Genomic DNA, 25,740 nt, shown 5'->3' with positions numbered 1-25,740 from the left:
GTGCGCGGTCCCGGCCAGTGCTGGGAGACAGCGTGAATGTCGGCGCGTTCGGCCACTTCCGATTCGGAAGGGCTCATACGCAGACCCATCCGGCTCATGGCACCACGGAATCCGCGGGTCGCTGGCTGCACCACCGGATCACAGACCAATCTAAAGCCGGGCCTAGGGGCGGCGTGTCGCGTGGCACTTCCCGGCGCAGTTGGTGGGGCTGCATCTATCTCCTTATCGAGTGAAGGACTGTACCAATATGGCACAGTCCTTCGATTCAAAGCAATTAGTTCGTCGCTAGTTCTTCCATGCCCATCGAATCAGCTTCTCCTTAGCATCCTCTGCCGGGACGTCGATCGACCTTGAGTGGAATGCCTCTCTAAAGAGGGTTCTGACCGACTTGGCGGTACGGAAATACTGGCCATGTCTGTCGATTCGACGGGCAGAGACGCCGAGGTACCGGGCGGTCTCTTTGCGGTTCATGCCGGCCTCGATGCAGATTCTGACGGCACGGAAGATGACGGCGTAGGAGGCCTCGTTCTCGGGATTGGCCTTGGTCAGGATGCGCTCTACAGCGATCTTGGCCTCTGGTGGTGTCTGACTCATGTTCCACTCCTCACTTGATCGACAGGCCGGTGTCGAATGTCTTGCGTGCCAGCTGGCGTGACCTGGCGAAGGCGAAAGCCCACAGTCCGAGGACGACGCAGGCTGTCGATACGTGCGTGACCAGCTCGAAAATGTAGAACGCTTCGGCCCCTGCTCGTAGTTCCAACGGGTAGCCGATGACGCGTGCCATCGAGAGGACGAAGCCGACGAAGATCAGCCTCGAGGCCAGCCGGCCGAAGCGCAGCGGGTTCCTGCGGCTGTCCCGGAGGACCGGCAGCAGGAGGGGCCCGAGCACGTAGGCGGTGTAGGCGAGGACGATCCCCTCGTTCCATTCCACCGCGGGCTGATCTTGGTATAGCTCCAAGCGGGGTGACGCCTCGGGAGTGTCCGCCATGAGGAGCGTGATGAGCACCCCGGAGGACGCAATCACGCCCGCCAGGGCGCCGCGCTTTCCAATGATCCAGCTGGTGGCCGTCTCTGAGCCGTAGGCGATAGCAAGGTGAAGGCCGAGGACCGCTACAGCTGTCATAGCGCAGCATTTGGCGATGAGGTCGGTGCCGTTGGAAATGGGCACGAAGATTTCTAGGAACTGGTAGACGCCGGGCATGGAGAAGACGTAGGCCGCGGTTAGCAGGATTCCCATGAGGGCCAGCCGGCCGCTGGGTCGCAGCAGTGCCCGCGCCCCTTCTGGGGTCGTTTTAGACGTCAGTCGGTGGAATGTGAGGCCGCCGAGCAGGATCAGCATGAAGCTGACTGAGATGGCGTAGATGCTGTCGTTCATCCGATCAGATCCGTAAGTTTTTCCGCGTATTCGAAGGCTTCCTTGCGCTGCCGGAGGCGGCGCTGGAGGAGATTCAGCCGTTGCTGGATGAGTTCGACCAGGTCCTCGTTTTTCATCACCATCAGGGCCGTCTCCCGGACGTCCTCGGGCCAGTCGCCCTCTTTCATGGTGATGAGTCCGACGACGACAAGCCCCGCGACCATCGACGTCCCGCTGACCCGGGCAGCAGTAACCGCCTGGATGGGGGTGAGCTTGTTCTCCGAGATCTGGCTGAACAGGTAGGTGATCGCCGTTCCCGTCTTCTCGGTCACGTCGTGCCGGACGTCGCCGGTGTCGATGGCGTCGATCCACGCGCGATGGGAGCCGTCGTGGGGGAAATCGATCTTGACCTTGTCATTCCGTGGGAACAGGTCTTCGTGGAAGCGGTGCTGCAGCTCGACCATGAGGTCGGCGTGGTGGACCTGGCTCAGGACTTCCGCGGCCGTTGGTGTGCGGGGCCGACTGTCGAGGTCTTGGTACTCCTTGAAGTCTCCCAGTGCCGCGATGGGATCAATCCCGACGCTTCGGGCCACGCCGACGACGGTCGTCTCGGGGACGCTGCCGCGCCGGATCTGGTTGCCCACCGTGACGCGATGCAGCCCGGTCAGGCGGCCCAGTTCGCTCGCTGATGTGGTGATGCCGCGTCGTTCGAGCCATTGCTTGAAGTCAGAACCAGAAACAGCCACGGCACCTCCTTCAAGAGAGCACTAAATGGGCACGGCATACACGTATAGCCGTGATGTCAGAATCTAAGCTATTCTAAGAGCTAAGGAATTGGCATCAGCCTTCTTCCTCACCGTCTCAATTTTACCGGGCAAGTCCTAACCAGTCTGTGCCCGTCACACCCGGGGGAGGTAATCGTGGACGAAGACGAGAAGCGCGGAGCGTCACCGCTACTGGCCCTGGTGATCCTTGTACCACTCCTGGCGGGACTGCCTGTCGTCGGCATCGCGGGAGCTGCGATCCTCATGCAGACCGAGGAAAAGCCTGCTGGGTGCGCCGTCTCCGCAGTAGGTGAGACCGCCGGGGGCATTACTTCGACACCGGCGATCCCGAACGGCTGGGGTGATCTGGTCGACGCCGCCGCGAAGACTGCCGGTCTGCCGGTGAGTGTGGTGGCGGCGCAGTTGAAGCAGGAATCAGGCTGGAACGAAGGTGCACGGAGCCCTGCAGGGGCTCAGGGCGTGGCTCAGTTCATGCCCGGCACCTGGGCCATGTACGGGGAGGGTGGGGATCCGTTCTCGGCCGAGGACGCCATCCCTGCCTACGGCCTCTATATGGCGGCCCTGAAAGAGCAGGTGCAGCCGCTGGCCGGTGACGACGCCAACCTACTGGTGCGCCTAACCCTCGCCGCCTACAACGCCGGTTCCGGTGCTGTGCAGGCAGCCAAGGGCATCCCGGCGTTCACGGAGACCCAGCAGTACGTCGAGAAGATCCTTTCCTCCGGACAGAGCGAGTTTTCTGCCGACTGCACGGCGCCGGCGGGCACTATCGCCTGGGACGGCGACCTCGGCGATGGCGAGTGGACCAACCCACTACCGGGTGGTGTTTTCACCTCCGGCTACGGACACCGAAATATCCCGGGCCTGCCCGCGTGGGCGCAGGACCACGTCGGGGTAGACCTCGCGACCCCGGGCGCCGGAACCGGCACTGGCGGCCCGGTGATCGCACTGACTGACCTGCGGATCACGGGTTTCAACGACAAGGACGGGTGTGTGATCGCCAAAGAGGACGGCGACGATCCCGATTTCGGGTTCGCGTTCTGCCACCTCAACGCCTACAGCGTGGCCGTGGGCGACAGGTTAAAGCGCGGCGACGTCGTCGGCGCCGAGGGCAACAAAGCCGGTCTCGGGCTGGTCGCCACGCACCTGCACCTCGAGATTTACAAGCCGGAAGCACCGCAGGTCGTCTACCCGTACCAGGGCTGGAACCTCGACCCGGAGCCGATTCTGAAAGAGAAAGGAGCGTGGGTACGATGACCCGTCGCTCACACACCTACCCGTACCGGGCCACCGCTCTCGCGGTCTCGATGATCGCCCTGACCAGCTGCGCCGCTGACGCGCCCGCATCGGAAGACGCGGCCCCGATTTCCGCTCCCACGGAGGTCTACGAAGGCTCCCACACATCGTTCCCTGCCGATGAGGTCCTAGGTAGGAACACGTTCGCCTCCCCGGAGGATGCCGACCGTTCCGACGTCGTTTCGACCGCCCGCGTGGCGGCGCTGATGCTGCACTCGTGGGATACGACGGTGGATCGCACGGAGACAGCGGCCGCGGTGCGCGCCATACCCCTGATGAGTGCGGAGTGGGCGGCGAACCAGGTGGAGCCTGAGCGCAACGGGAGCAACGGCGAATGGCTAGAACCAGCCGAACACGGCGCTTACAGCGTTCCCCAGGCAGTTCCCGCGATCGGTGACGCCGCGCAGGACGTCGCCCCGGACAAGGCCATTCGGGTCCTCGACGTGACGTGGCGCTGGGTCGCTCGCGACAAGACGCCGCTAACGAGCGGCGGTCCCCGGCAGGTAACCGTCTACCTCGAGAAGACAGAGGACCAATGGGACGTCGTCGGACACCAGACCCGCGACATGACCGCCTCAATCACCGGGGAGGGCAAGTGACTCCTGCAGTACATTCCTGGCCTGTCATCCGCCTCACCATCGGCGAGGGCCAAATCGTCGCGGACGCGAACGGCGACGTCCTGACCTACCCGGTGCTCGACGAGGCGTCCGCAGCCGACATCGCAGCCGACGCAGCCGCGGAAGCGTGCCGCCGTCTGGGCCTAGCTGCCTGTCGGGTGCAGGGCCACACCGACGACGGCGAGGTCTACGAAATGATCGTCGACGCCGAACTGGGCACCCTCGAAGAACGAGAGGACACCACCCCCGTCGGCGGCGGCACAGGTACGGGCACTGCGCGTACCGGCTCGAAGGCTGCACGCCGCCGCACTCCAGCACTCCGGAAGGCTGTGCTGTGGGGGAGCGCAGGCATCCTGGCGGTCACAGTCGGGTCCAGCGCCTTCTACACACTGCAGGACAACACGGCCGAGCCGGTAGCGACCGTCTACACGCCGCCTCCCGCGCAGCTGCCGGTTCCGGCTCCTGCCGGGTGGGACACCTACGGTGACTGGGCGACGCCGATGACCGGTTCGACCGTTCGGGCGATCCTGGATCCCTCCGGCCAGCCCGTGAGCGTGGACGGCTCGAAGCTGATCGGCCATGACCCTCGGACGGGCGTGGAGCGATGGACGCGCACCGCACCGTTCACGGTCGCGCAGCTCGCCCTGTTCACCCTCGACGGACAATCCAGGGTCGCAGCCGCAGCCGCCCGCGAGCTGGTCCTGTTCGGCGACGGAGCAGACCCGATCCGCGTCGACGTTCCCAAAGACGGAACGATCGTCCTGGACGGCGGTACAGCTCCTCGGGTGGACCTGCCGAACAAGCGGACCCTGATCGTCGCAGCCGACGGCAGTACGGCGGCGCGGGTGGTCCCGGCGTCCGCGGAACCCATAGAAGCCCTCGGCGACGGCCTGGTGGCGGCCGACTCGCGCTCCGGACGGATTTGGCGTGTCACGCAGGACTCGGCAGCCCTCCCAGCCCCGGCGAAGCTGCTTGCACCGTCAACCGGAGCGGAACTGGTCACGGTCCTCGGATCCGTAAACGGGACGGTCGTCGCGGCATGGAAGACCGACGACACCACCACCACCATCGGCTTCTATGCCCTCGGGGACACCACCGACGCGACGGAAGCGACGCAGGTGGGCATCGTCGACGTCGAAGGAACCGACGTCGCCACCTCCGGTATCCAGGTGGACCGGGAGAACGGCCTGCTAATGGCCGGCACCATCCTGGTCGACGTCGACGCGAAGCAGGCCCACCGCCTGCCCGGAGCCGGGAAGCTCGCCGCCGGCTACGCCTGGGTGACCACCAACACCGAGCAGCTGCGCATCAACGCGCAGGGCGTCACCGAGACCACAACCGATGCGGCCCGTGCGGCGATCCCCGACGTCATCACCGACAACGGCAAGGCAATCACCCGGGCCGACGGATCCTCCACCGGCCTGCTGTATGCGCTGACACAGGTCGCACCCCGACCCACCGCAACACCGAGCCAATCCCCTAACCCGTCTTCTACTGCGACTTCTACTCCGAGCCCCACCCCGACTGTTTCCCCGAAGGAGAACCCCTGATGAGAATGACCGCTGTCATCGACCCGGCCGGCACCCTCGAGCTTGACCTGGGAGGCGAGAAAACCACCTCCCCATACCCCTCGGTCATGGACGCCCGCCGCTCCGTCATGAGCACCGCAACCGACCTCGCGGCCGAGACGAGCACCGCAACCGAACTGCACATCGAGGACCCGTCCGGCTCCCGCACGATCCTCGTCCAGACCGACGGCGTCATTGTCGAGCAGGCCGCCGATAGTGAACCGACGGAAAGCGGCCCAGTACAACCCGCCGAAGCAATCGAGCCTGCGGCGTCCCCGATCACGCCAGAAGTGCCGACCGTGCCGGAGGCCGCGGTGGAAGCAGCAGCACCCGTCGCCACTCCTGTGCCCGCTCCCGTTAAGGCTCCTGTGGCCACGGAAGCGACCGCACCGAAAACCGTCGCTCCATCAGCTGTCGTACCGGCAGTCGTACCGGCAAAGACATTGGATCCGCTGACGACCCGCAGGACGGCGATGCCGTCGTTCGTCGACCGGCCGGACGCCGATTCACCGGCACAAGTCGGGGTACGTGGTCTGCTGAATCAGTTCGGTTTGAAGCTCGCACCGTCCCCGGTGGAGCTGGAGCAGCGCCGGGACGAGAAGACTGTCTCTCAGCACTGGGCCGGGCCCCGCACGGTCACGGTCCTGAACCCCAAGGGCGGAGCGGGCAAGACGCCGACGGTGATCTGCCTGTCCGCTGTGTTCGCCCGCCTCGGCGGTTCCGGTGTCCTTGCGTGGGACAACAACAACTCGCTCGGTTCGCTGGGTTGGCGGACTTTCGATGCTGGCCACGAGGCGACGGTGGTCGACCTCCTCGAGCAGACGGACTACTTCATGACCGCCGGCGCACGGGCCGGGGATCTGGCGTCCTACGTCCACCACCAGCCCTCGGACCAGTACGACGTGCTGAGAAGCGATGACCGGTCGGGCGCGAAGAAGCGGCACGAGGTCACCGGCGACGAGGTCCACCGCCTCTACTCGGTGGCCGAGAAGTATTACCGGCTGATCCTCATGGACTCGGGCAACACCGAACGCGGGGACAACTGGGAAGCAATGATCGGCCACTCCGACCAGGTCGTCATCCCGGTCAAGTCCGTCGATGACGCCGCCGAAGGCGCATCCCGCGTCCTCAGCGCCCTGCGCGCGGGCAACGAGCACGCGCAGTCGCTGGCGGACCGCGCCGTGGTGATCGTCCTGGGCTGCACCCCATCCCACGGTCTGGCGAAGCTGAACGAGCTCGCTGAGTCCTTCCGCCCATTCGTGAAGTCGGTCGTCACCGTGCCCTACGATCCATCACTGATCGAGGGCAGGATCCGGTTCTCCTCGATGCTCCCGCAGACCCGCCGCGCATGGCTCCGGGCCGCCGCGCAGATCGCGGAGGGACTGTGACCGTGACCCCGCAGCGCAATCCGTTCGTCAACGAGCCGGAGGTCGAGCCGCAGGAAGACCCGATCGACGATGACCCGATCCTCGGGCAACGCGAGTCACTCAGGGGCCCAAAGAACATTCAGCAGACCCTCGCCGCAGAGCCTGTCGAGGAAGAGGAACCAGCAGCCCCCGTGGCCGTGACCAACGCGACACTGTGGCTGGTCGGCGCCTCCGGTGGCGTCGGCACCAGCACCCTTGCGGGCCTGTGCTCGGAGAACGTCGTCGATGAGTCCGAGCGGCGCCCCACCTACGCTGGCCGGGCCCTGTTGGTCTGCTCGACCAGTGCGTCCTCGCTCGAGGCCGCACAGCAGCTGGCCCGTAAGTCCGATTCGGGGCAGCTGCCCTATGAACTGGTCGGCCTCGTGGTCGTCCACGACCGGCCGAAGAACCGGCTGACGAAGCCGACCCTGGACTTCGCGCGCGGGGTTGCGCGGATGTTCCCAGTGGCCATGACGGCACCGTATGAACCCTCGTGGCGCGAGATTGGCGTCACCCCACAAGCTTCCGGGACACGGCTGAGAAGCGTGCTCCGGAAAATCGAAAAGATCGCCCGCCCCGGGCACTGAGAAAGGGAACTCCCATGTTCGGAAACACTCTGGCAGCACACACCCTGACCACCATCAACGCGCTCACTCCGGTTCGTGAAGGATCGCTCTCGGCTCAGACCTTCACCCCGACGCAGCCGCCCGGCACCGAGGGCCTGACGCAGGTTATCGGCTGGGTTCTGTGGGGCGCGGGCCTGGTCCTGTTCGTGTTCTTCATCTTCGGTCTCGTCTCCACCGGTAGGAACCGTCGGCAGGGCAACGAGATCGAGGCACCGATCTGGCCTATGGTCGCTGCCTGCCTGCTGGGCGCTTCGGGTGCAGTGTGGACTGCAATCACCTGAGAAACAACGCCCCACCACCTGATCGAAAGAAGGACAGACGATGAGCACACAGGACACCACCCACCAGCCCAAGGACCGCCCGAAGTGGTTCGGAGCGGCCCTGATGTTGCTGGCCCTGGTGCTGGTCGGCCTCCTGGCATGGGGCCTACGGGTATTCATCTTCCCCAGCAACGACGAACCGGCAGCGGAGCCCCGCACCGCTGCCTCACAGACAGCACCATCGTCTGCCTCGGCGTTTGCGTCCGCGACGGCAGGACCTGTCGTGGACGCAGACACCGCGTGGGACTGCCAGGCGGACCTCAACAACGACGATGTATCTATCGCTGACAGTGCTCCGGCGGTCGAGGAATGGGTAGCTGGCGGATACAACGTCATTCCGTTCTCGGAATTCGGGGGCTGCGAGAAGCGGCCTTCCGGACTCCGTGTCGGCTTCGCACATACCGAAGCAGGCTCCCTCATGGCAGCAGCAACCTATGCGATGGCCCTAGATCCTTCGGTGAGCGAGGAAGCAGCTGATGATGTAGAAGTTGCCATTGCTGAGGGACCGGACCGCGATCGGCTCGCCGAGAAAGCCGAACGCATCCGAGACGGTCTGGAACAGGGTTCCGACGGCACCGCATCCGCAGCATCGACCCTCATCGGATATACCCAAGACTTCTACTCCGAGGATGCCGCTTCGTACCGCTTGGTTTATGAGGTTCCTACGTCCGACGGTCTCGTCGGGCAAGTCTCCCTACAGGCTGACCTGCTGTGGGAGGACGGCGATTGGAAGCTTGATCCGGCTTCCGGAACAAGCTTCATGACGTCGGATCTGTACCAAGGACAGCCCTACATCGAATGGGGGTCAAAGGCCTGATGCCGAACATTGGGGACATCCTCGAAGGCGTTGCGGGGAGCGCTATCCAGAGGCTGATCCAGTTCCTTGCGGGCTGGCTGCTGCAGGTTCTGACGGAGATGATCAATTTCGTCGGTACTTGGTGGTTGAAGATCGGCGCACCGGGCATGGGCGCAGGGTCCGCGACCGACCGTATCCAGCAGTCGACGCTGATTTTCGTTGGCATGGCCGGTGTCATCGGCACAGCGTTCGCGCTCATCAAGCTCGCCCGCGATCAGGACCGTGCCTCGACCGAGAACCTGATCATGGGCATGGTGCGCACCGTCCTCACCACGGTGCTGGCCGTACCGATGGTGGGCCTGCTGTTCGGGGTGACCGACGTCCTCGCACCGTGGCTGGTAACCACCATTTCTGGGTCCGCGCAGGAAGACGGGCTGGGAACCGCGATGGGCTTGGAAGCTCTCGCGGGAACGACGATGACCGTGCAGCTCGCCGGCATAGTCCTGTTCGTCGTGCCGCTGGCCCTGCTGGGCGCGATCATCAACGCGGTCATCGTGATTTTCTCCTACGGTGCGGCGATCGCACTGTGCGGGGTCTTGCCGATCTTCGCTGCCTCGTCGCAGACCGAGCGCGGCCGGAAGTCCTTCGACAAGGCCGTGGGCTGGTTGGCGGCCGTCGTCCTCTTCAAGCCTGCTGCGGCGATCCTGTATGGGGCAGGACTTGCGCTCCTGAAAGGCATCAACGGCACCGCTGACAACGATCTCGGGAACACTGCGATCGGCCTGATCACCGGCCTCGTCATCATTAGTAGTGCTTGCGTCGCGATGCCCGCCCTCGCGAAGGTCCTCGTCCCTGCCGTCAGCGCGGGACCGCAAGGCATGGGAGCTTCCGGCCTGGCTATGGTCGGCGGCGCTGTCGCCCTCGGAGCAATCACCGGAGGGGTGGGTGCGGCCGCCGGTGCCGCAGCTGCCGGGGGCGGTGGGAGCGCCGCAGCAATCACCGGTGGAGGGGCCGCAGCGACGGCAGGGGAAGTGGCCGCAACTGGTGGAGGCGCTGCAGCAACTGGTGCGGCCTCAGCGGCGGAAGCTTCTGGCACCGCCGGTACAGGGGCAGCAGGAGGATCCAGCAGCAGTGCGGTCCCAGCAAGTGGAGGTGGGAGCGGCGCAACCGGCGCCGCGATGCCTGGTGGTGCAGGTAGCACCGGCGGCGGGGCTGGTGGCACCGGCCCGTCCGGGGCAGAGCAGGGGCCGGAGCAGCCCACCGCGCTGGCATCGGACTCAGGTGGAGGGGCATCTGGAGGAAGTGATGGAAGCCCCGGTGGAGGTTCTGGTGGTCCTTCAGGCGCAGCGCAGCGGCTGGAACGATCCTGGGCAGAGACGTCTCCGGTCGGCGATGCAGGGAGTGCCGGCAGCGGTGCCGGTGGTGCTGGCGGAAACAGCGGGCCCGGTTCGAACGGACCAACGGGTGCACAACCTCAGGCGGAACGGACCGGCGCACCCTCGGAAGCACCATCCGGTGCAGGCGATGGCAGCTCGTCAGCTGGAGGACCAAGCGGGGCAGAGCCCGCAACATCAGGTGACAAGGCTCCGACGGAAGCACCTGGGGCCGCACCCGCGACCTCGCCGACGGCTGAGGGCTTCCGGGCCGGTGCGCCCTCAGGGGCGGATAAGTCCCCCCAAAGCCAGCAACGCCTCGAGTACGCACTACGGGAAACAGCAAAAGACATGGAACGCGCAGTGGAAAGTGGAGATGACCAGTGAGTACCGAACAGACAATCGTCCGGCAGTACGGCAACATCGCAGAAGACCGGACGGCAGGTCTGATGGGATTCTCGATGGCCTCGACCGTCGTCCTGGGCACGGGAGCGGTCGGAGTGTTCATCGCCATCATGGCCTCGCAGATTTGGGTGGCCGTCGGCATCGCCCTGGCCGCGTTCATCGCAGCCACCATCCTTGGCTCCAAGGACCGTCACGGCCGGTCGAAGCCTGAGCGGTGGCTTGCGCGCAGCATGCACTCCAAAGCCAAGAAGGCGGGGAAGACGGTCTACAAGTCCGAGCCCGTTTCGCAGATCCCGGACGGTTCATTCCGCGCTCCGGGCCTGCTGGCCGCAACGGAGCTGATCGATTTCCAGGACCTTTTTGGCAACGAGGGTGTCATGCTGTGGCACCCGAAACTGAAGACCGGCACCGTCTTCTTCTCCACCAACTCCTCCGGGCTGGGCCTGCTGGATCAGGACCGCGTGAACCGGCTCGTCGGCTCGTGGGCCGCGTTCCAGCGCGACGCTGCCTCCAACGCCCGGGTCGAGCAGATTTCCGTGACGACGCAGTCGACCACCGATCCGGGCGAACGCCTGCCTGACGCTATCGCGGTGGCCCGGCAACAGGCCGGATCCCGCGAAGTCCCCGATTTCGCCCGCATGGTAATGGACGACGTCGTGAACAACCTCAACCACAACGTGCCCAAACTCGAGCAGTGGGTGGCCCTGACATTCAGCGGCAAAGCCCACGACAGCGACCGTGTACCGGAACGCTCGGCCGAGGAACTGGTGGCCGATGTGAAGTCCCTCCTGCAGGGGTTCAAGGAAGAACTCGAGGACGTCGGCGCGGGCAGCGTGTCCCTGACGCGGGCCGCTGACCTCACCGACCAGACCTACGTCGCTTTCAACCCACGCGCCGCAGCCGCCGTCGAACGCGCCCGTCTTTCCGGTGACGGGACCGGCCTGGGCTGGAACGAGGTCGGCCCCTCAGCCGCCCGGACCATCGGATACCCCGGCAGGTATGACCACGCCGGGGTGACGAGCAAGTCATGGCAGATGTTCCGGCCGCCGGCCGGGACGTTCCGCGAGAACGCACTGGTGGCCCTGCTGGGTCCCGACGCGAGCATGCTCCAGAAGCGCGTGACAGTGTTCTACCGCCCACAGCCGCCGGAGAAGTCCGCGCAGCAGGTCGCGCAGGCACTCACCAATGCGCAGTTCGCCACGAACCAGAAGGGCCGACGCCCCACCAGCTCGCAGATCATCGCCCTCGAAAAGGCACGCAAGGCAGAGCGGGAGCAGGCCGAGGGCGCTGCACTGGTGCGCTTCGCCATCGGAGTCACCGCGACGGTCGAAAGCCCGGAACAGTTGCCGCAGGTCGAGGCGATGATCATGCGTAACGCGGCGACCGGCATCCAGATCCGCATGCGGTCCTGTGACTACAACGACGACGCCGCGTTCTCCTTCAACCTTGGGCTGGGGCTCGTCCCCGAGCACCTGGCCACCATCTCCTCCGACGTCAGGAAGGCTCTCTAATGTCCGCGTTTGATCAGCTCGTCGATAAGGTCATGGACCGATTCCTGGGACGGTCCGAGGCCGCGGCCGCCGTTACAGCCTCGGCGTTCCCGCAGCTCACGGAGAAGGGCATGCGGGTCCGCGATGGCGGGATGGTGACGTGGGTAGAACCTCCGCCGGAGTTCACGGCCACCTCGAACCAGACCGCGGGCCTGTGGCCGTTCTGCGTCGGTACATCCTCGCCGCTGGTTGGCGCGGTTCTGGGTCGGAACCTCCTCAACGGCTCCGTGGTGTGCGGGGATCCGATCAGCTTGTTCCTGCACGGCATCATCTCCTCCCCGTCCGGGTTCATCCTCGGTCTGAACGGTCGGGGGAAGTCCTCAGTCGCCGTCCGCATGGCGTTGGCGCTGATCGACCAGGGGTTCCTGATCCTCGTGGCAGGGGACCTCAAACCGGACTTCGCTGGCGTCGTCCTGGAAACCAACGGGCAGGTTGTGCAGGTCGCCCCCGGTGTCGGAGCTATCAACCCGCTCGACGCCGGTCCGCTCTGGCGGGAGCTGCAACGCCTGCCGGCCCCGATGCAGCGGCAGATGCGCGCCGAGATCCACGCCCGACGCCTGATGACCCTGACCGGGCTCATCGAACTGGTGTTCAAGGAACCTCTGGACGCGAAGAAGCAGGAACAGACGGTGCTGTCCATGGCGATCGCCATGGCCGCGGAGAAAGCGGAAGCTGAGGACCGGCAGCCGCTGGTCGGCGACGTCGTCGCCGCCATCAAGTCCGCGCCGCTGCAGATTCAATCGGCGTTGCTCATCGAGGAGTCCACGGAGTACCTGCCGCAGGTCAAGAATCTCCTGGCGGGACTGAACGCCCTCGGCGAGCACGGACCGTTCGGGGACGTGTTCTGCCAGCAGACCACGAAGGAAATGAAGATCGATACCTCCGTGGACTTCGATATTTCCCTCATCGACGAGTCCCAGCTGACGCTCCGCGCCGCGGTGCAGACGGTGTGCTGGTCCTACGGGCAGGCCGGCATCTCGGCCGCGAAGACCCTCGCCGATGCCGGTCTCATGGAGGAACGCCATCACCTGATGATCATGGACGAGCTGTGGCAGTCCCTGCGCGCCAGTGAACTGCTGGTCCACCAGATCGACTCGATCACGCGCCTGAACCGGACCAAGGGCCTGGGTCAGCTGATGATCACGCACTCCATGAAGGACCTGCAGCTGTCCACCGACGAACTGACAAAAATCGCCACCGGCTTCGTGGAACGCTCTTCCATGAAGATTTTCGGTGGGCTGGCGCAGAACGAGATGGACTTGCTGGAAACGGTGTTCCCCGTCTCCGAGCGGGAGAAAGCGATGCTGGTCGGCTGGTCGGCCGAAGGGTCGATGAACCCCAACACCAATCAGGTGTCACCGCCTCCCGGACGTGGCCGGTTCATGCTGAAGACCGGGTCCGAACCTGGTGTGCCGTTCCGGGTGAACCTCACCGCCGGCGAGCTCAGATCCCACAACACGAACCAGGCCTGGGCTGCTGCGCAGGCGAAGGTGAACCGATGAAGAACGAAAAGAACGGCCCAGTCATCGCGTTCTCGAGCGTCGTCCTGGCCGCGTTCGTCGCCGTCGCCCTGATTCACCTCGGGGAAGCCTTCACACCGGTTCCCACCGACCTGTCATGGAACCCGATCACATTGGGGATTGGTCTTGCCATGGGGGATCCGTGGCCGGTGGCCGCGAGCTGGTTGCTCGGCGTGGAAGCGGTCGTGGTCATCGCTGCCTTTGCGTGGTGGAGCACCCGCCCGGTGTCGAGGACCGCGGAGGCGTCGCGGCGCATGAGTCCTGGCGGGAAGATGCGTCCGGCGATGCTCGATGCCCGCCTCACTGAAGCGGCCCGCCTACACCCTGAGGCGAAGGGCATCGGCCCGGGCCTGACGATCGGGTACGCAGGGGAGACCGGCACCAAGGCAGTTATCCAGGGCTGGCGTGAGTGCTCGACCCATGTCTGGGGTACAGGGAGGGGCAAGACGACGACACAGATTGTCCGTCACGCCACCGAAGCCCCCGGCCCGTACATGATGACCAGCAACAAGGTCGACGGCGTGGCTGAGGTCCTGGCCGCCCGCTCCGATACCGGAACAGTGTGGCTGTTCGATCCGCAGCGGATCTGGCGCGACAGCCACCGGCCCGCGATGATCTTCAACCCGCTCACCGTCGTCACCGATACCGTGAGCGCAGGCGAGGTCGCATCGATCTTCGAAACCTCGTCCGCGCCGAACGCCGGTCAGGGCAAGGGAGATGCCCAGTTCGACTCGCAAGGGCGTGACTTCCTGTCCTGGTGCCTGCTCGCGGCCGCGAAAAACGGCCAGACGATGAAGGAGGTCCTGCGATGGGCAGCCTCAGCGGACTTCATGGAACCAGCCGAACTCCTGGAACGCGCCGGCCACGCAGGCCCTGCGTCGGCGTTGAAGGGCATGAGCGCCCAGCCGGAGGATACCCGCGGGTCCGTGGCAGCCAGCGCGCAGCGCATGGCTTCCGCCCTCGTGCACGACGAGCTGGTCGCGTGGTCGACGCCGACTCCCGGCGTTCCGGTATTCGACCCGGTCAGCTTCGTCACCAGCAAAGACACCTTGATCCTGCTCTCACAGGACGCCGCCGGCTCCGGTGCCGCGTTCGTCTCCACCCTTGTCTACGCCGTGTTCACCGTAGCCCAGCACACAGCCCGGCGGGCGGGTGGCCGCCTGCAGGTACCCCTTGTCGCTGATCTGGACGAGGTCGGGAACGTCGTCAAGCTCAAGCAGCTGCCTGAGTGGTATTCGTTCTTCGGGTCCATGGGAATCGTCGTCAGCGCGTACTTTCAGACCCGCGGGCAGGGCGTGGCCATGCTTGAACGCACCGGCTGGGACACCCTGTGGTCCGCAGCCGCGATCAAGATCTACGGTGGAGGGTCCGACGACACACAGTTCCTCGAATCCTTGTCCAAGACCATCGGCCAGTACGACGCAAAAGTCCGCAGCTCCTCCACCTCGAGGAACGGGTCATCCCGTTCGGTGCAGACTCAGCGGCGCGACATCATGTCCGTCTCCCAGCTCTCCGAGCTTCCGGCTAACCGCGCGTGGGTGAAGACCTCCAACGGGGGAGGGACGATCGTGCGTACCGTGCCCTGGTTCCGGGACAAGACCATCAGCGCGCGTATCGGCTCCACGGTCGAACGTATCAAGACAGGCACAAGAGGACACCTCTCATGACCGCACCCCATGACGATGATGTAGCCGATGCCGCCGGTATCGACCCTAACGGTCAGGGCGGGGGAGAGGACTTCGCGTTCACTCCGGAAGAGTTGGTGGATTGGGTAGAGGGCCTTGCAGCGATGCTGGAGTCAGTGGACCGATCGCAGAACCAGCACTGGTGTTCCCAGTGGTGGAATCACCCCGAGGCCGTCGACAGGTTCCGAGCCCTCTATGAACAATGGCTTGAAGCCCAGGCCAGCGGTGGGATGTCCTCGTGGTGGATTGATCACTTCGACCGCCACGCTACTGTTCTTTTCACCAAGCGAGGCCCATTCGGTGAGTGCGGGACTACGCACGCGGAGAAGACGGCTCGTCGCATCCTTGCTACAGAGCAGCCACCGCCTAATTGGGCGTGGTGACCTTCGGCTGGGATGCTGCGCGGGTAGCTCGTAGACCGGTGAATCGTATTCGAGTCCGTAGGTGGACGGGTGGTCTGGCATTTCGGGTCCTGGATGGAACGTGGAGATCCCGAACCCGACGAACAGCGAGATGATGGCGCTGAGAAACAGCACATAGAAGATGCGAACCAGGATGTTATTTATGCCCGCAACCATGCGTAGACGGGGGTCGGTGTGGGGGACCGGTGTATCCGCACATGGGAGATGACACGCCCCGATGCGCATCCAGGCTAACCCTGCACATCCAGGCTAGCCGGGTGGATCACCCTACAGGCACAGAACAGGCATATTGTAGGCACATCTCTGGCATTGAGCGGGCAGCGCTGGTAATGTTGAGACCTAGGAAGGAGCGGTTATGTCACTCGCACCAGGCGGACCCCGCCACAGGACTGATTCAGTCATGATCGACACCGCGGACATCGTCCGTGAGCTCAACGATCTACTGACCCCGCGGATCGTCGCCGGAATGGCTGGTAAAAAGGATCCCGGGCAGGCTCGCAAGTGGGCCAACGGATCACTGGCTGTGCCACCGCCCGAGCAGGAACGCCTCCGGTTTGCCTATGACTTGTTGAAGCAGATCGAGTCGGCCCATCGGCGAAGCGTTGCCCAAGCGTGGGCAATCACCGTCAATCCGAGGCTGGGCTACACCACGCCCGTCAAGGCCATCCGCGAGGAACGGTTCAATGAAGCCGCAGCAGCCATGCGAGCACTTCTTGAGGAAGCCTACGACGGTTGATCACGCGCACATGCGCAGTGACCGGGATGGCCTTGCTGGAGCGGCCGGTCACTATGTATCGGGTTTCACAGGCCAGGCTTGACCGCGGACCCTTGAACCCGCGGCCGCGGCCGGACACACCAGCCATGTTCCGGACAGAATGGAACCGCTTCGATACCCCAGGGCTGACGATTTATGGTGCCGAGAAGCGGGTCACTGCCTTCGTGGAGTCGCTGGCCTACAAGGCGCCGTCGGCCAATGATTTCGCTGGCCTGCATGAGGAGGCAAAGTTCCTGGGCGTGGAATTGCATGTCCTGCTTCAGGAACTGCGCGACGCCGGCGTGCCCGTGGAGGGTGTCGATGCGGACTGGCGGTCCGAGCGCGCCATGTACGAACTACAGTACTGGACAGCGACCTGGGTGGACCTGGCCAACATGGATACGCTCACGGCTATCCGGGCGTCCGGCATCTCCGGTGCACCCAAAATGACCATCTCTGACCTCACCGGTGATGACCGGGAGGTGACCACGCGCATTGCCAGCTGGATCCGCGACCAGAAGCTCGACACCGGCGGGTCAACTCAGGGCTTGCGTTACCCGTCAAAGTTCGGCGTTTCCGAGGGCAATCACTGCTGGGCGGTGTTCATGGACAGGCCCAATACTGGCTGCAGTCCTATCAAGAAAAACTTCGCGGCTGACGACCCGGATCTGCTGCAGGCCATCAGGATCACAGGCGTGTCAGTTCCGTGAAAAACCCCTTCTGACTAGGCGTTTCTTTTGAGCCGATAATCCACGTTATGTCAACTAGAGCCGCACGAACCCCTGCTACGCATTGCTTCGCGAATCGAGGGCGGGCTGGTGGCCAACGCGCTCTGTTATCGGGCTAGCCGTTTGCCCACTGAATGGGTTCCTTTAGGTACCAGCATCACGTGATATTTTCGTGCGACTAAGAAGGCCGAAACCATCAATGGGGTACCGGTTACCGAGGATATGATTCAAGCTTAGGCAGATGAGGTCGAGGCCGGCTCCGCATCCCACCCGCTGCATACTCCTCGCCGCGGGACACCTACGCTCACTCATTGGCCTGTTCTTGCGGGGGCTTGAGCCTGGCCGTAGCTCCTCGAAGCACCGTGGTACTTAGTAGAACAGACATAACGCCGAGCGTAACGCCTGCGACTGTGTCATGAAGGTAATGCACGCCCACCGCTACCCGGGAAAGGGCGATGAGCGTGGCGGCCGGTGCTACAAACCAGACAAAGTTGGGCAGGGCCAGCACACAAGCAGTAGCAAACGCTGCAGCGACTACAGAGTGGTTCGACGGCCATGACCAATCCCCTGCCTCAGGACATGCCAACACCGTTGCAACGTCCATCACCGCGCAGGGACGTTCCTGGGTAAAAATTAACTTAGTTGCCTCACTGAGCGAATAGGCCCCGATCACGCCCACCCCACCGGAAGCCAGATCCCAGAACACGGTTCGGTCCCTTATCCATGACCACAGGGCGATCAGCGCCGTGAGGACGACCAGAAGCACCAGACCGGGTTCGGTTACCGCCGCTGCAGTCCAGGACAAAAATGGTGATCCCTCTGTGGTTTCCGCTATCAGACGATAGACCGGCTCCCGAATGGGGTAGGCAAGCACAGTCAGGGCAACAAGTGCAACCAGGAGTACGGGGGTGCGGCCTGACACAAGGGTCAAATGGTGGGACGTCGAAGGTGCCATGGATACTTTGTATGGAGCCTTTCTGGGTCTCGCCCTGAACCGCCGATCACTTTTTTTGGGTACCTACATCGGGTCGAGTCGATCATTCACGCGATGCCAGCCCACTAGCAATACATCAGAATGATTGACCGCTAGCTGAGGCCACTGCTGGGCCTAACACGGTGACCCGGTAGTTTAGGATTTTCTGATCCTGGGCATCTGGGGGTCCGTAGATATTTGACGGCTGGCCCCTTGGTGAGAGTGCGGCCAGCTTTACGCTTCTCGTTGAAAGGTAAGTTGTCCCGGTGAGATCGGCGTTACGGAGTAGGCAAAGATAAGGTTCCCGCAGGGATACGAGTGCTTGCTCGTTCAATTAGCGTGGGTTCGAACCGTAGGTGCTGTCGGCGGGGCGAATTGTGGGTGAGTAGATTCACCGCGGCTTTCCCAATTTCATCTGCCGGGAGCTTGATGGAGGAGAGTGCTGGACGGGTCGACGCGGTGAAGGGCGAATCATCGAAACCTATGAGGGCAAGGTCTTGAGGAATCCTCACGGCGTCCTTCAGTTTGGCGGACTGCAGCAGACCTAATGCCAACGGATCGTTCGCACAGATGATCGCGTCGGGTATTTGATCAGGGTCTCGCTGTGCAATGGCGTTGCCGATCGCCAATCCTGCCGCGCTTGAGTTGGATTCCGCTGCTATCACTTCTAAAGACATTCCGTGCGCTGAGTCTAGTTCCGCACGCGCGCCGTAAAGTCGTTGTGCTGATTGTGGTACGAAGGCGGAGGATATGAACGCTATCCGCCGACGACCTGTCTCTAACAGGTGGGCGGCGGCTAGGCGCCCGCCGGCAACGTTGTCTGCCGACACCGAGTTATAGGCCAGCGAGAAGCCGTGGCTTTCAACGAATACCGCAGTTCCGGCGAAGCCCGTTTCGGGAATCGAATCGATACCGCTCGAAGACACGACAATCAGGCCAAAAACATGTTGTTGCACAAACATCTCAATGTTGCGCAATTGCCTTGCTCTCCCGCCACGACCGTTGGCGATGATAGTGGCAAACCCTTGGCGTGCACCTTCTTCGCGTGCGGCGGCGGCGATCGCTCCTTGGTAAACATTGGAGGAGTCCGCAAGAATCACGCCGATCACGCGTGCATGTCGATCCACCTTTCGGCTTTTGACCGAGCTTTTAACGCTCGAGTCTCGGAGGTATTCGAGCTCAGCAACGGCTTGCAAGACACGGTCTACCAGCGACGGATTTACCCGTCGCGAGTCCGATAGGACTTTGGATACGGTGTCGGTCGATACGCCTGACCGGATGGCCACCGTGGTGATGTCTTTGGTGTTCATTTCAGTTTCCTTCTGTGTAGTTTTGGTGACCCCGGCGATACAGAGGCCCGGCCGGATTTGTCGCGTTCTTTACCTTGGTTTACGCTTTCGTTCCATTGCGGCCGGACGGTAGTCAGGTGGGAGCGGCGCCGCTTCTTGGGTGCTTCGCAGGAGCTCTTCCCGATCGCAGGCACCACACATGGGGACCTCGTGCCACCCAAGAATGGACAGTTGATTGCCGCGGGAAAAAGCGGTCAATGTCTGAGGGCGAGTTGCGATGTCCTCGCCACCGCACGTCGCGCACCGATGGCGAGTTCCGCGGTCCCACTCCAGGCCGCAGGTGCTGCATAAAACGCGGATGCCAGTGTTGGTTTTGTGACCCCGTAAATTGGTATCTTCACCGCAGCTAGGGCATTCTAAATCCGCCAAAGGGATACCTTCTTCCTCCCAAAACCAACTCTACTCTAACGTTACAGTAGAGTGAATGAGTTCGGTTCGAAAATTTGGTGACGCCTCTCATTCAAAGGAGTCATGCAAGGGGTTACACAGGAAGGAACGTTGCGTGTGCAAAGGTCCCGGCAGGGTGATGCGATTAGCGAGGTCTTCGCGGTGGACGATGATTCAAGCCGTGGTGGTTCTGTACTTGCTGGCGGCGGGAATGGTGCTGTCAGGGTGGTGGACGATGCAGGCCTTCTCTATGCCTATTTTGGCGGTGTTCGTTCTGTGCGTGGCCATGTTCAGGGTCGCGCTCTCGGCGCAGCGTGCTCTGCTGAGCGATCGTCCGGCAATTGGGCTAGATGTCCGGAGGAGGACTTCTTGGTTAGCGAAGTTTGATCTTGATAACCTGCGGAAAAGACCGATCAGCACCTTGACCGCGATGGCGGGTGCCTACTTCGGTGTTGCTGCAGTTTCTACTGGATTGTTTCTAAACGAGGGGGGAGCTGCGATCAGCGCCGTCCTTATTCAGCTCTTCATCGCTGTACTGGCTATTCCGCTCTATGGTGCTGCCAGTACAGGTCTGGAAGATGGGTAACTGAAGGAGACCATTTTTTCTTTCGATGTGTTAGCTGCCGGTTGCGTTCCGGGGTGTCAGATTGGGCCGGTAGACTCTACGGCAAAGTACACAGGGATCTGCATGGTGCAGAGTGCCTGATGTAACTCGAACTCAACGTCACGAGAGGTTGTCGCCGGTGCTGCGCAGGGAGTGTAACTATGGGTGAACCTTCGGGCCCGGTGCGCGAACGTACGATGCATATAGGCGAGGTCGCGGAGCGGACCGGATTGTCTTTGCGGACGATCCGGCATTACGACGAGATCGGTCTACTTCCGGCGTCGGCGCGTACCGAGGGTGGTTTCCGGGTTTACACCGATGGCGACGTTGAGCGCTTGCTAGTTGTACGCCGGATGAAACCCTTGGGTTTCACCCTTGAGGAAATGACTGATCTGCTTTCCATCGTGGACGGCTTGGCCAAAGCCAACGCTGACACACGAGGCGATACGTCCGATTTACGGAAAAGATTGGACAGCTATTTCAAGTCGGCGGCGGCCCAGCGCGAGAAGATGGCCGAGAATCTTCGGCGCGCAGATGAGTTTATTTCGACTTTGGAGACCTATTAAGTGTTAGGTGAGCCAGGCGTAGCGATGAGATAGCGCCTGGATGAGAGCCTTCCGTGCGGCGATTTGTTCGTCTGTGGAGACAGGTCTCCGGCGCATCGCTCCCATGAAGGCTCCTAGTCTGACACGATGTCGAGCCGCGAGTTCTGACCCGGGGTGGGTTCCCAATATCTCAGCTACTTGCACCATGTCCCGCATTTCTTCCAGCCGAAAATTCAGGGCATTCATGGCGGCAAGAATCTCCAGCAAGGGGGTCTGGTCCAGGGAGAAGAGTTTACCGTCCGAAGTTCCGTCGCCCGCGGGAGTGATGAGGTTCAGGGCAACCAGCTGATCGATAGCCTGAGAGGGCACTCCACTAATATCTGCGGCTTCGTCCTGTCGGATCAGCTGGGGCTGAAACTTTCCAAGGTGATTCATACCTCCTACCCTACAGTTACGTGAGGGTAGATATCCACTGGTTGGCTACCACCCAGTTTCTTCCAGGAGCCGTTGTTCGAGGTCGGGGATCATTGTTTCGACGTAGCTTCTGTTGAGGTGGTCGAAGTCACGGTATACATAGACGTTGCCCACCATGGCTGGGCAGGTGGTCTCTGTGCAGATTCGATCTGTCAGATCCACTGAATGAAAGAGCGGCTCGCTGGTAGCGATGAGGTCCGCGGGGTTTTCCGGAAGCAAAACTTCTTCTCGATCAGGGTTGCACTGTGCCGCATCGATTCCTTCTACTTCGGCGCACTCGAACATGTTGAAGGGGAACCGGGGGTTGTCGCGAATCGAAATCACTTCGATGCCTTCGTTGAGGAACGGCTGAATGCCGGCTTGATAGTCCGGTACCAAAGATTCGCGGGGACCGTCGGTATAGGTGAGGGTTCCCAACGTGAGGATGGCGTCAGGATCCTTGTCGAGCGCGTAGTCTCGTGCGGCGGAATTGAACTCGTTGCAGTCTTCGTCGCGCTCGGCCGACTCACCGCCGTAGCGGCAGGCATCTTTCAACACTGAAACCACACGCCAGTTGTTCTCGACCGCGATAGGGCCAATCGCCGCCATCAATTGCTGCGCGTGTGAATCTCCGATGACGATAATGGTCTTTTCGGGGTCACCCTCCGGCTCGATCTGGTGACAACGTTCCATGGCCGGGTCGATGGTTCGATAGTCCGGGCCGCAGGCGGGCCCCGCGTTCCCCCATTCGTTCCCTAGGTCGGTCGCGGCTGGTATGGGGGCGGCATCCGGGACTCCATTTTCAGGGTATCCCGGGACCAGTACCGCTGCGCCAGGGTTGAGTTCGCTTGGTTGGGATGCCAGCTGGTGTTCGGTCGATGAAATCTGCGTTTCCCAACCGGTGAGTGGTACAGCAACCATCAGTGTAAGTGCCACGGTCAACGTCGCCTGACGGCGTCGTCGCCGTTGTATCCAACGCCAGGATCGTAGTGGACGTTCCACTAGGCGGGTGGTCGCTGCTGCCAGCACTATGGAAGCTGCGATGATGGCCGCACCGACGCCTACCGAAACGTGGTCGGATCCTGAGGCGACCAGATAACTGATCAGGATTGGCCAGTGCCATAGGTACAGGGCGTAGGATATGGCTCCGAGTCGCAGCACGGGCGAGGCAGAGAGGATCCTCTCGACGCCGTACTTGCTACCACTTTGGCCGGCGGTAATCACAAGCACTGCCCCGATGGTCGGTACCAGCGCTACATAACCGGGGAATGCATCGGCGACTGGAATGATGCTGCCGCACAGCGCAATGGCCAGTATTCCTATCCAGCCCATTGCGACGCGCGCGAGGCGGTATGGGCGCAGCCACGGCAAGGCGAGAGCAAGAAGCGATCCAAGCGCAAATTCCCATAGGCGGGTGCGTGTATCGAAGTAGGCGAACGGCTGGTTCTGTAAAGTTTCGCTGATTGAGTAGGACAGCGAAATGATGAACACGGTGGTGAAGACCGTGCCTGCGACCACCCGGAAGGAGGACCTAAGTGCGCGGGCGGCGGCCGCACAGCCAACGAGAAGCAATGGCCAGAGAATAAACACCTGGCCCTGAATTGATAGGGACCAAAAGTGTTGCATGGGACTGACCCCTGCGCCCGCCTCCTGATACTCAACCGCGCCGAGGGCAAGCGCCCAATTCTGCACGTACAAGAGGGAGGCCCAGCTATGGTCGATAACCGTCCCCCACCTCGCTTGGGGGAAAATGACAAGTGCTGCGGCAATAGTCGCCAAGAGCACGATCACAGCAGCTGGCACGAGCCTGCCAAACATCCGCACCCAACGGCCCACGAGCTCGAACGGTCGCTTCGTGTCCACCCGATGAGTAAACGACAGGGTAAGCAAGAACGCCGAGATCAGAAGGAAGACATCAACCCCACCCGAGACTCGATCCAGCCAGACGTGATAGACGACCACCATTAAGACTGCAACTGCACGCAGCCCCTCGACTTCCGGGCGAAACGCCTTCTGATCCTGCCGCGATTCAAGGGCCGAGCCCACTACCAACCTCTTTCATTGCCTCAATGCATTAGCGTCTCGCCGCCCCATCAACTCTAACCTCACGTTAGAGAAGAGTATAATTGGGTCCATGACGATGACTACCTCAAGCAATGCCGTGGACGGTCGTGAGATAAGCCGGCAGGCGGGACGTCGTCGGACCTTCGCCGTCATTTCGCACCCCGACGCCGGTAAATCCACCCTCACCGAAGCTCTCGCCCTTTACTCGAAAGCAATCAAGGACGCAGGAGTCACCCACGGAAAGTCCACCAGGCACGGTACGGTGTCGGATTGGATGGGGATGGAGCGCGAGCGGGGCATTTCCATCAGTTCTGCCGCTTTGCAGCTTGAGCATCAGGCTAAAGTTCTCAACTTGGTAGACACTCCGGGTCACGCCGACTTCTCGGAGGATACCTACCGGGTGCTCGCTGCGGTTGACTGTGCCGTGATGCTCATTGACGCCGGTAAGGGTTTTGAACCACAGACGGTGAAACTCCTGGAAGTTTGTCAGCAACGTAACTTGCCGATCATCACTGTGATTAACAAATGGGACAGGCCGGGCCTCGACGCGCTAGATCTGATTGACCAGATTGGTGAGCGGACCAGGATGACGCCAGTACCGCTGAGTTGGCCGGTCGGTATCGCCGGACACTTTTCCGGTCTCATCGATCTCAGGGCTCGTCGTTCACTCAGGTTGGAAAGCGTAGACGGTGGGGCGAAGCCAGCTGTGGAAATTGAGGTTGACCCCGGCAACCTCGAAGAGTTAGAGGCTGCTAAATGGGAGGCTGCTCTCGAAGAAGCAGCTCTGGTCGGCTCGGCAAACGGTCAGTTCAACGCCGCGGCCTTCGCTGATGCGCAGCAAACGCCAGTATTTTTTACCGCTGCTTCGCGCAACTTTGGTATCCGTCAACTTCTGGACATGCTCGCCGAGGCTGGGCCGCCACCCACGCCACGATTGACGGCGGATGCGTCCCGGCGCGGTTTGGAAGCCGGATTCTCCGGATTCGTTTTTAAGGTACAGGCTGGCCAGGACACCGCGCACCGCGATCATATTGCCTACGTGCGGGTATGTTCTGGGATGTTTGAGCGTGGGATGATCGTCATCAATCCTCGGACCGGACGGCCTTTTGCGACCAAATACGCCCACAGGGTTTTGGGTCAGGGGCGTGAGGTCCTCGACGTCGCCTGGCCAGGTGACGTTGTGGGGCTGGTCAATGCCCACAGTCTTCGCGTTGGGGACAGCTTGTATCAGGACGACCCGGTGACCTTCCCTGATATCCCACATTTCTCGCCCGAACATTTTGCTGCCGCCCGGGCCAATGATCCCGGCCGATACAAACAGTTCCGCCGCGGTATCGACCAACTTGACCATGAGGGTGTGGTCCAGGTGCTCCGCTCTGACGTACGCGGTGACCAATCACCAGTGCTCGCTGCCGTCGGACCACTGCAATTCGAAGTAGCCGAACAAAGAATGCGCACCGAGTTCAACGCGCCAATATCGCTTGACCACCTTCCCTACAGTGTTGCGCGGCGCGTCGTAGAGGGTACAGCAGATATTCCCGACAACTTTAGAGGCGGGGAATTGCTACGTCGCCCGGATGGTGAAGCCATCGCGCTTTTCGGGGACAGGTGGAAGCTTGGGCACTTCGCTGAGGCCTTCCCGCAAGCGGTTCTTCAGACTATCGGGGCCGAGCCGTCTTCGGTAGTCAGGGAGAGGAACTGATCCGATCAGTCATCGCTGCAATGAAACTATCGGCTCTATCAAGGTTGACCGCCATCGCTTCGCGACGTGCGCGGGCTTCTTCAAGAAACCGGTCCAGTCTGAGACTCGCGTTCTCGTCGGCGTGCCGCTTACGGCTAAGCGCGTCGAGCAGGTCGGCGACTTCATCGAGACTGAACCCCAGTGCCCGGGCCTGACGGATCAGCATCAGACGTTGATAATCATCTTCAGAGTAGATCCGGAAATTGCCGTCAGTTCGCGCTGATGGATGGAGTAACCCCACCTCGTCGTAGTGCCGGATCGTCCGCAAAGATAGCTGCGCGCGTTCGGCCAGCTCGCCAATTTGCATCATGCCCCGTCCTTCGATGGAAAAGTAGTGGATTTAACTCTACCATCACGTTAGGGTAAGGTCAGGTTGGGAAGTGTCGATGCCGGACCTTCCACCCTCTTCTTGGCGCAACGCA

At 62.4% G+C, this 25,740-nt stretch carries 25 protein-coding genes; 17 read left to right on the top strand and 8 right to left on the bottom strand.

Annotated features, from left to right (window positions below; translation table 11 throughout):
* Window positions 1-285: 285 nt before the first annotated feature.
* From HMI58_RS11320 to HMI58_RS11310, 3 genes are read right to left on the bottom strand one after another with little or no spacing between them, the layout of a single operon-like run.
* Window positions 286-594: a hypothetical protein gene (locus tag HMI58_RS11320; protein ID WP_024477300.1), complete on the bottom strand. Its 309-nt coding sequence runs from the start codon at window positions 592-594 to the stop codon at window positions 286-288.
* A 10-nt stretch (window positions 595-604) separates the two neighbouring features.
* Window positions 605-1,375, bottom strand: coding sequence for a hypothetical protein (locus tag HMI58_RS11315; protein WP_171619854.1), 771 nt, complete (start codon window positions 1,373-1,375; stop codon window positions 605-607).
* The gene (locus HMI58_RS11310) at window positions 1,372-2,100 is read right to left on the bottom strand and encodes a hypothetical protein (RefSeq protein WP_171619852.1); all 729 of its coding nucleotides are present in this window, start codon (window positions 2,098-2,100) and stop codon (window positions 1,372-1,374) included. Before HMI58_RS11310 ends, HMI58_RS11315 begins: the two co-directional genes overlap by 4 nt.
* Before the next feature lie 174 nt (window positions 2,101-2,274).
* Here HMI58_RS11310 and HMI58_RS11305 point away from each other — a divergent pair, with 174 nt between their 5' ends.
* The 14 genes from HMI58_RS11305 (at window position 2,275) to HMI58_RS11240 (ending at window position 17,184) form a co-directional block, all read left to right on the top strand.
* Complete coding sequence (locus tag HMI58_RS11305; protein WP_171619850.1) at window positions 2,275-3,393, top strand: transglycosylase SLT domain-containing protein; 1,119 nt, start codon at window positions 2,275-2,277, stop codon at window positions 3,391-3,393.
* On the top strand, window positions 3,390-4,031 hold the full coding sequence (locus HMI58_RS11300; RefSeq protein WP_171619848.1) for a hypothetical protein: 642 nt from the start codon (window positions 3,390-3,392) through the stop codon (window positions 4,029-4,031). The genes HMI58_RS11305 and HMI58_RS11300 overlap by 4 nt, the downstream gene beginning before the upstream one ends.
* A complete protein-coding gene (locus tag HMI58_RS11295; protein WP_171619846.1) occupies window positions 4,028-5,599 on the top strand; it encodes a hypothetical protein in 1,572 nt (523 codons plus the stop codon). The genes HMI58_RS11300 and HMI58_RS11295 overlap by 4 nt, the downstream gene beginning before the upstream one ends.
* Window positions 5,599-7,005, top strand: a complete 1,407-nt coding sequence (locus HMI58_RS11290; protein WP_171619844.1) for an AAA family ATPase — start codon at window positions 5,599-5,601, stop codon at window positions 7,003-7,005. Before HMI58_RS11295 ends, HMI58_RS11290 begins: the two co-directional genes overlap by 1 nt.
* Window positions 7,002-7,610 (top strand): DUF6668 family protein, encoded by a 609-nt coding sequence (locus tag HMI58_RS11285; RefSeq protein WP_171619842.1) that lies wholly within the window; start codon window positions 7,002-7,004, stop codon window positions 7,608-7,610. Before HMI58_RS11290 ends, HMI58_RS11285 begins: the two co-directional genes overlap by 4 nt.
* 14 nt (window positions 7,611-7,624) lie before the next feature.
* Window positions 7,625-7,930, top strand: a complete 306-nt coding sequence (locus HMI58_RS11280) for a hypothetical protein (RefSeq protein ID WP_171619839.1) — start codon at window positions 7,625-7,627, stop codon at window positions 7,928-7,930.
* A 40-nt stretch (window positions 7,931-7,970) separates the two neighbouring features.
* The gene (locus HMI58_RS11275) at window positions 7,971-8,786 is read left to right on the top strand and encodes a hypothetical protein (RefSeq protein WP_171619837.1); all 816 of its coding nucleotides are present in this window, start codon (window positions 7,971-7,973) and stop codon (window positions 8,784-8,786) included.
* The gene (locus HMI58_RS11270) at window positions 8,768-10,525 is read left to right on the top strand and encodes a hypothetical protein (protein ID WP_171619835.1); all 1,758 of its coding nucleotides are present in this window, start codon (window positions 8,768-8,770) and stop codon (window positions 10,523-10,525) included. The genes HMI58_RS11275 and HMI58_RS11270 overlap by 19 nt, the downstream gene beginning before the upstream one ends.
* Window positions 10,522-12,054: an SCO6880 family protein gene (locus tag HMI58_RS11265; protein WP_171619833.1), complete on the top strand. Its 1,533-nt coding sequence runs from the start codon at window positions 10,522-10,524 to the stop codon at window positions 12,052-12,054. Before HMI58_RS11270 ends, HMI58_RS11265 begins: the two co-directional genes overlap by 4 nt.
* Entirely contained in the window at window positions 12,054-13,595 is a 1,542-nt protein-coding gene (locus tag HMI58_RS11260) for a hypothetical protein (protein WP_171619831.1), read from the top strand. The genes HMI58_RS11265 and HMI58_RS11260 overlap by 1 nt, the downstream gene beginning before the upstream one ends.
* Complete coding sequence (locus HMI58_RS11255) at window positions 13,592-15,280, top strand: TraM recognition domain-containing protein (RefSeq protein ID WP_171619829.1); 1,689 nt, start codon at window positions 13,592-13,594, stop codon at window positions 15,278-15,280. The genes HMI58_RS11260 and HMI58_RS11255 overlap by 4 nt, the downstream gene beginning before the upstream one ends.
* Window positions 15,277-15,681 (top strand): DUF4913 domain-containing protein, encoded by a 405-nt coding sequence (locus HMI58_RS11250; RefSeq protein ID WP_171619827.1) that lies wholly within the window; start codon window positions 15,277-15,279, stop codon window positions 15,679-15,681. Before HMI58_RS11255 ends, HMI58_RS11250 begins: the two co-directional genes overlap by 4 nt.
* Window positions 15,682-16,075: 394 nt before the next feature.
* The gene (locus HMI58_RS11245) at window positions 16,076-16,456 is read left to right on the top strand and encodes a hypothetical protein (RefSeq protein ID WP_116779144.1); all 381 of its coding nucleotides are present in this window, start codon (window positions 16,076-16,078) and stop codon (window positions 16,454-16,456) included.
* 125 nt (window positions 16,457-16,581) lie between these two features.
* Window positions 16,582-17,184 (top strand): RES domain-containing protein, encoded by a 603-nt coding sequence (locus tag HMI58_RS11240; protein ID WP_345890622.1) that lies wholly within the window; start codon window positions 16,582-16,584, stop codon window positions 17,182-17,184.
* 322 nt (window positions 17,185-17,506) lie between these two features.
* On the opposite strand, the gene HMI58_RS11235 is transcribed toward HMI58_RS11240, so the two are convergent.
* Together HMI58_RS11235 and HMI58_RS11230 are read right to left on the bottom strand one after the other, a co-directional pair.
* Window positions 17,507-18,157 (bottom strand): phosphatase PAP2 family protein, encoded by a 651-nt coding sequence (locus HMI58_RS11235; protein WP_171619823.1) that lies wholly within the window; start codon window positions 18,155-18,157, stop codon window positions 17,507-17,509.
* Window positions 18,158-18,453: 296 nt separating this feature from the next.
* Window positions 18,454-19,485 (bottom strand): LacI family DNA-binding transcriptional regulator, encoded by a 1,032-nt coding sequence (locus HMI58_RS11230; protein ID WP_171619821.1) that lies wholly within the window; start codon window positions 19,483-19,485, stop codon window positions 18,454-18,456.
* A gap of 595 nt (window positions 19,486-20,080) precedes the next feature.
* On the opposite strand from HMI58_RS11230, the gene HMI58_RS11225 reads away from it, so the two are divergent.
* Entirely contained in the window at window positions 20,081-20,497 is a 417-nt protein-coding gene (locus tag HMI58_RS11225; protein WP_171619819.1) for a hypothetical protein, read from the top strand.
* 179 nt (window positions 20,498-20,676) lie between these two features.
* A complete protein-coding gene (locus HMI58_RS11220) occupies window positions 20,677-21,081 on the top strand; it encodes a MerR family transcriptional regulator (RefSeq protein ID WP_171619817.1) in 405 nt (134 codons plus the stop codon).
* Between the two features lie 3 nt (window positions 21,082-21,084).
* On the opposite strand, the gene HMI58_RS11215 is transcribed toward HMI58_RS11220, so the two are convergent.
* Window positions 21,085-21,495: a hypothetical protein gene (locus tag HMI58_RS11215; protein WP_171619815.1), complete on the bottom strand. Its 411-nt coding sequence runs from the start codon at window positions 21,493-21,495 to the stop codon at window positions 21,085-21,087.
* Window positions 21,496-21,540: 45 nt separating this feature from the next.
* Entirely contained in the window at window positions 21,541-23,559 is a 2,019-nt protein-coding gene (locus HMI58_RS11210; protein WP_171619814.1) for an acyltransferase family protein, read from the bottom strand.
* Between the two features lie 94 nt (window positions 23,560-23,653).
* Between HMI58_RS11210 and HMI58_RS11205 the strand changes: the two genes are divergently transcribed.
* A complete protein-coding gene (locus HMI58_RS11205) occupies window positions 23,654-25,279 on the top strand; it encodes a peptide chain release factor 3 (protein WP_171619867.1) in 1,626 nt (541 codons plus the stop codon).
* Here the strand turns inward: HMI58_RS11205 and HMI58_RS11200 are convergent.
* Complete coding sequence (locus HMI58_RS11200; protein WP_171619812.1) at window positions 25,263-25,628, bottom strand: MerR family transcriptional regulator; 366 nt, start codon at window positions 25,626-25,628, stop codon at window positions 25,263-25,265. The two genes, HMI58_RS11205 and HMI58_RS11200, sit on opposite strands and share 17 nt — an antisense overlap.
* Window positions 25,629-25,740: the final 112 nt, after the last annotated feature.

The organism is Arthrobacter sp. 147(2020), assembly GCF_013116715.1.
GTDB lineage: Bacteria > Actinomycetota > Actinomycetes > Actinomycetales > Micrococcaceae > Arthrobacter_D.
Note: the sequence above shows the minus strand (reverse complement) of the source record. Positions and strands in the feature narration are given on the sequence as shown.

Bases quoted from the DNA above. Each gene is read 5' to 3' on its own strand.
- HMI58_RS11320 (WP_024477300.1), bottom strand. From the start codon at position 594: ATGAGTCAGACACCACCAGAGGCCAAGATCGCTGTAGAGCGCATCCTG.
- HMI58_RS11315 (WP_171619854.1), bottom strand. From the start codon at position 1,375: ATGAACGACAGCATCTACGCCATCTCAGTCAGCTTCATGCTGATCCTG.
- HMI58_RS11300 (WP_171619848.1), top strand. From the start codon at position 3,390: ATGACCCGTCGCTCACACACCTACCCGTACCGGGCCACCGCTCTCGCG.
- HMI58_RS11290 (WP_171619844.1), top strand. From the start codon at position 5,599: ATGAGAATGACCGCTGTCATCGACCCGGCCGGCACCCTCGAGCTTGAC.
- HMI58_RS11280 (WP_171619839.1), top strand. From the start codon at position 7,625: ATGTTCGGAAACACTCTGGCAGCACACACCCTGACCACCATCAACGCG.
- HMI58_RS11275 (WP_171619837.1), top strand. From the start codon at position 7,971: ATGAGCACACAGGACACCACCCACCAGCCCAAGGACCGCCCGAAGTGG.
- HMI58_RS11270 (WP_171619835.1), top strand. From the start codon at position 8,768: ATGGGGGTCAAAGGCCTGATGCCGAACATTGGGGACATCCTCGAAGGC.
- HMI58_RS11260 (WP_171619831.1), top strand. From the start codon at position 12,054: ATGTCCGCGTTTGATCAGCTCGTCGATAAGGTCATGGACCGATTCCTG.
- HMI58_RS11255 (WP_171619829.1), top strand. From the start codon at position 13,592: ATGAAGAACGAAAAGAACGGCCCAGTCATCGCGTTCTCGAGCGTCGTC.
- HMI58_RS11250 (WP_171619827.1), top strand. From the start codon at position 15,277: ATGACCGCACCCCATGACGATGATGTAGCCGATGCCGCCGGTATCGAC.
- HMI58_RS11245 (WP_116779144.1), top strand. From the start codon at position 16,076: ATGTCACTCGCACCAGGCGGACCCCGCCACAGGACTGATTCAGTCATG.
- HMI58_RS11240 (WP_345890622.1), top strand. From the start codon at position 16,582: ATGTTCCGGACAGAATGGAACCGCTTCGATACCCCAGGGCTGACGATT.
- HMI58_RS11235 (WP_171619823.1), bottom strand. From the start codon at position 18,157: ATGGCACCTTCGACGTCCCACCATTTGACCCTTGTGTCAGGCCGCACC.
- HMI58_RS11230 (WP_171619821.1), bottom strand. From the start codon at position 19,485: ATGAACACCAAAGACATCACCACGGTGGCCATCCGGTCAGGCGTATCG.
- HMI58_RS11225 (WP_171619819.1), top strand. From the start codon at position 20,081: ATGATTCAAGCCGTGGTGGTTCTGTACTTGCTGGCGGCGGGAATGGTG.
- HMI58_RS11220 (WP_171619817.1), top strand. From the start codon at position 20,677: ATGGGTGAACCTTCGGGCCCGGTGCGCGAACGTACGATGCATATAGGC.
- HMI58_RS11215 (WP_171619815.1), bottom strand. From the start codon at position 21,495: ATGAATCACCTTGGAAAGTTTCAGCCCCAGCTGATCCGACAGGACGAA.
- HMI58_RS11205 (WP_171619867.1), top strand. From the start codon at position 23,654: ATGACTACCTCAAGCAATGCCGTGGACGGTCGTGAGATAAGCCGGCAG.
- HMI58_RS11200 (WP_171619812.1), bottom strand. From the start codon at position 25,628: ATGATGCAAATTGGCGAGCTGGCCGAACGCGCGCAGCTATCTTTGCGG.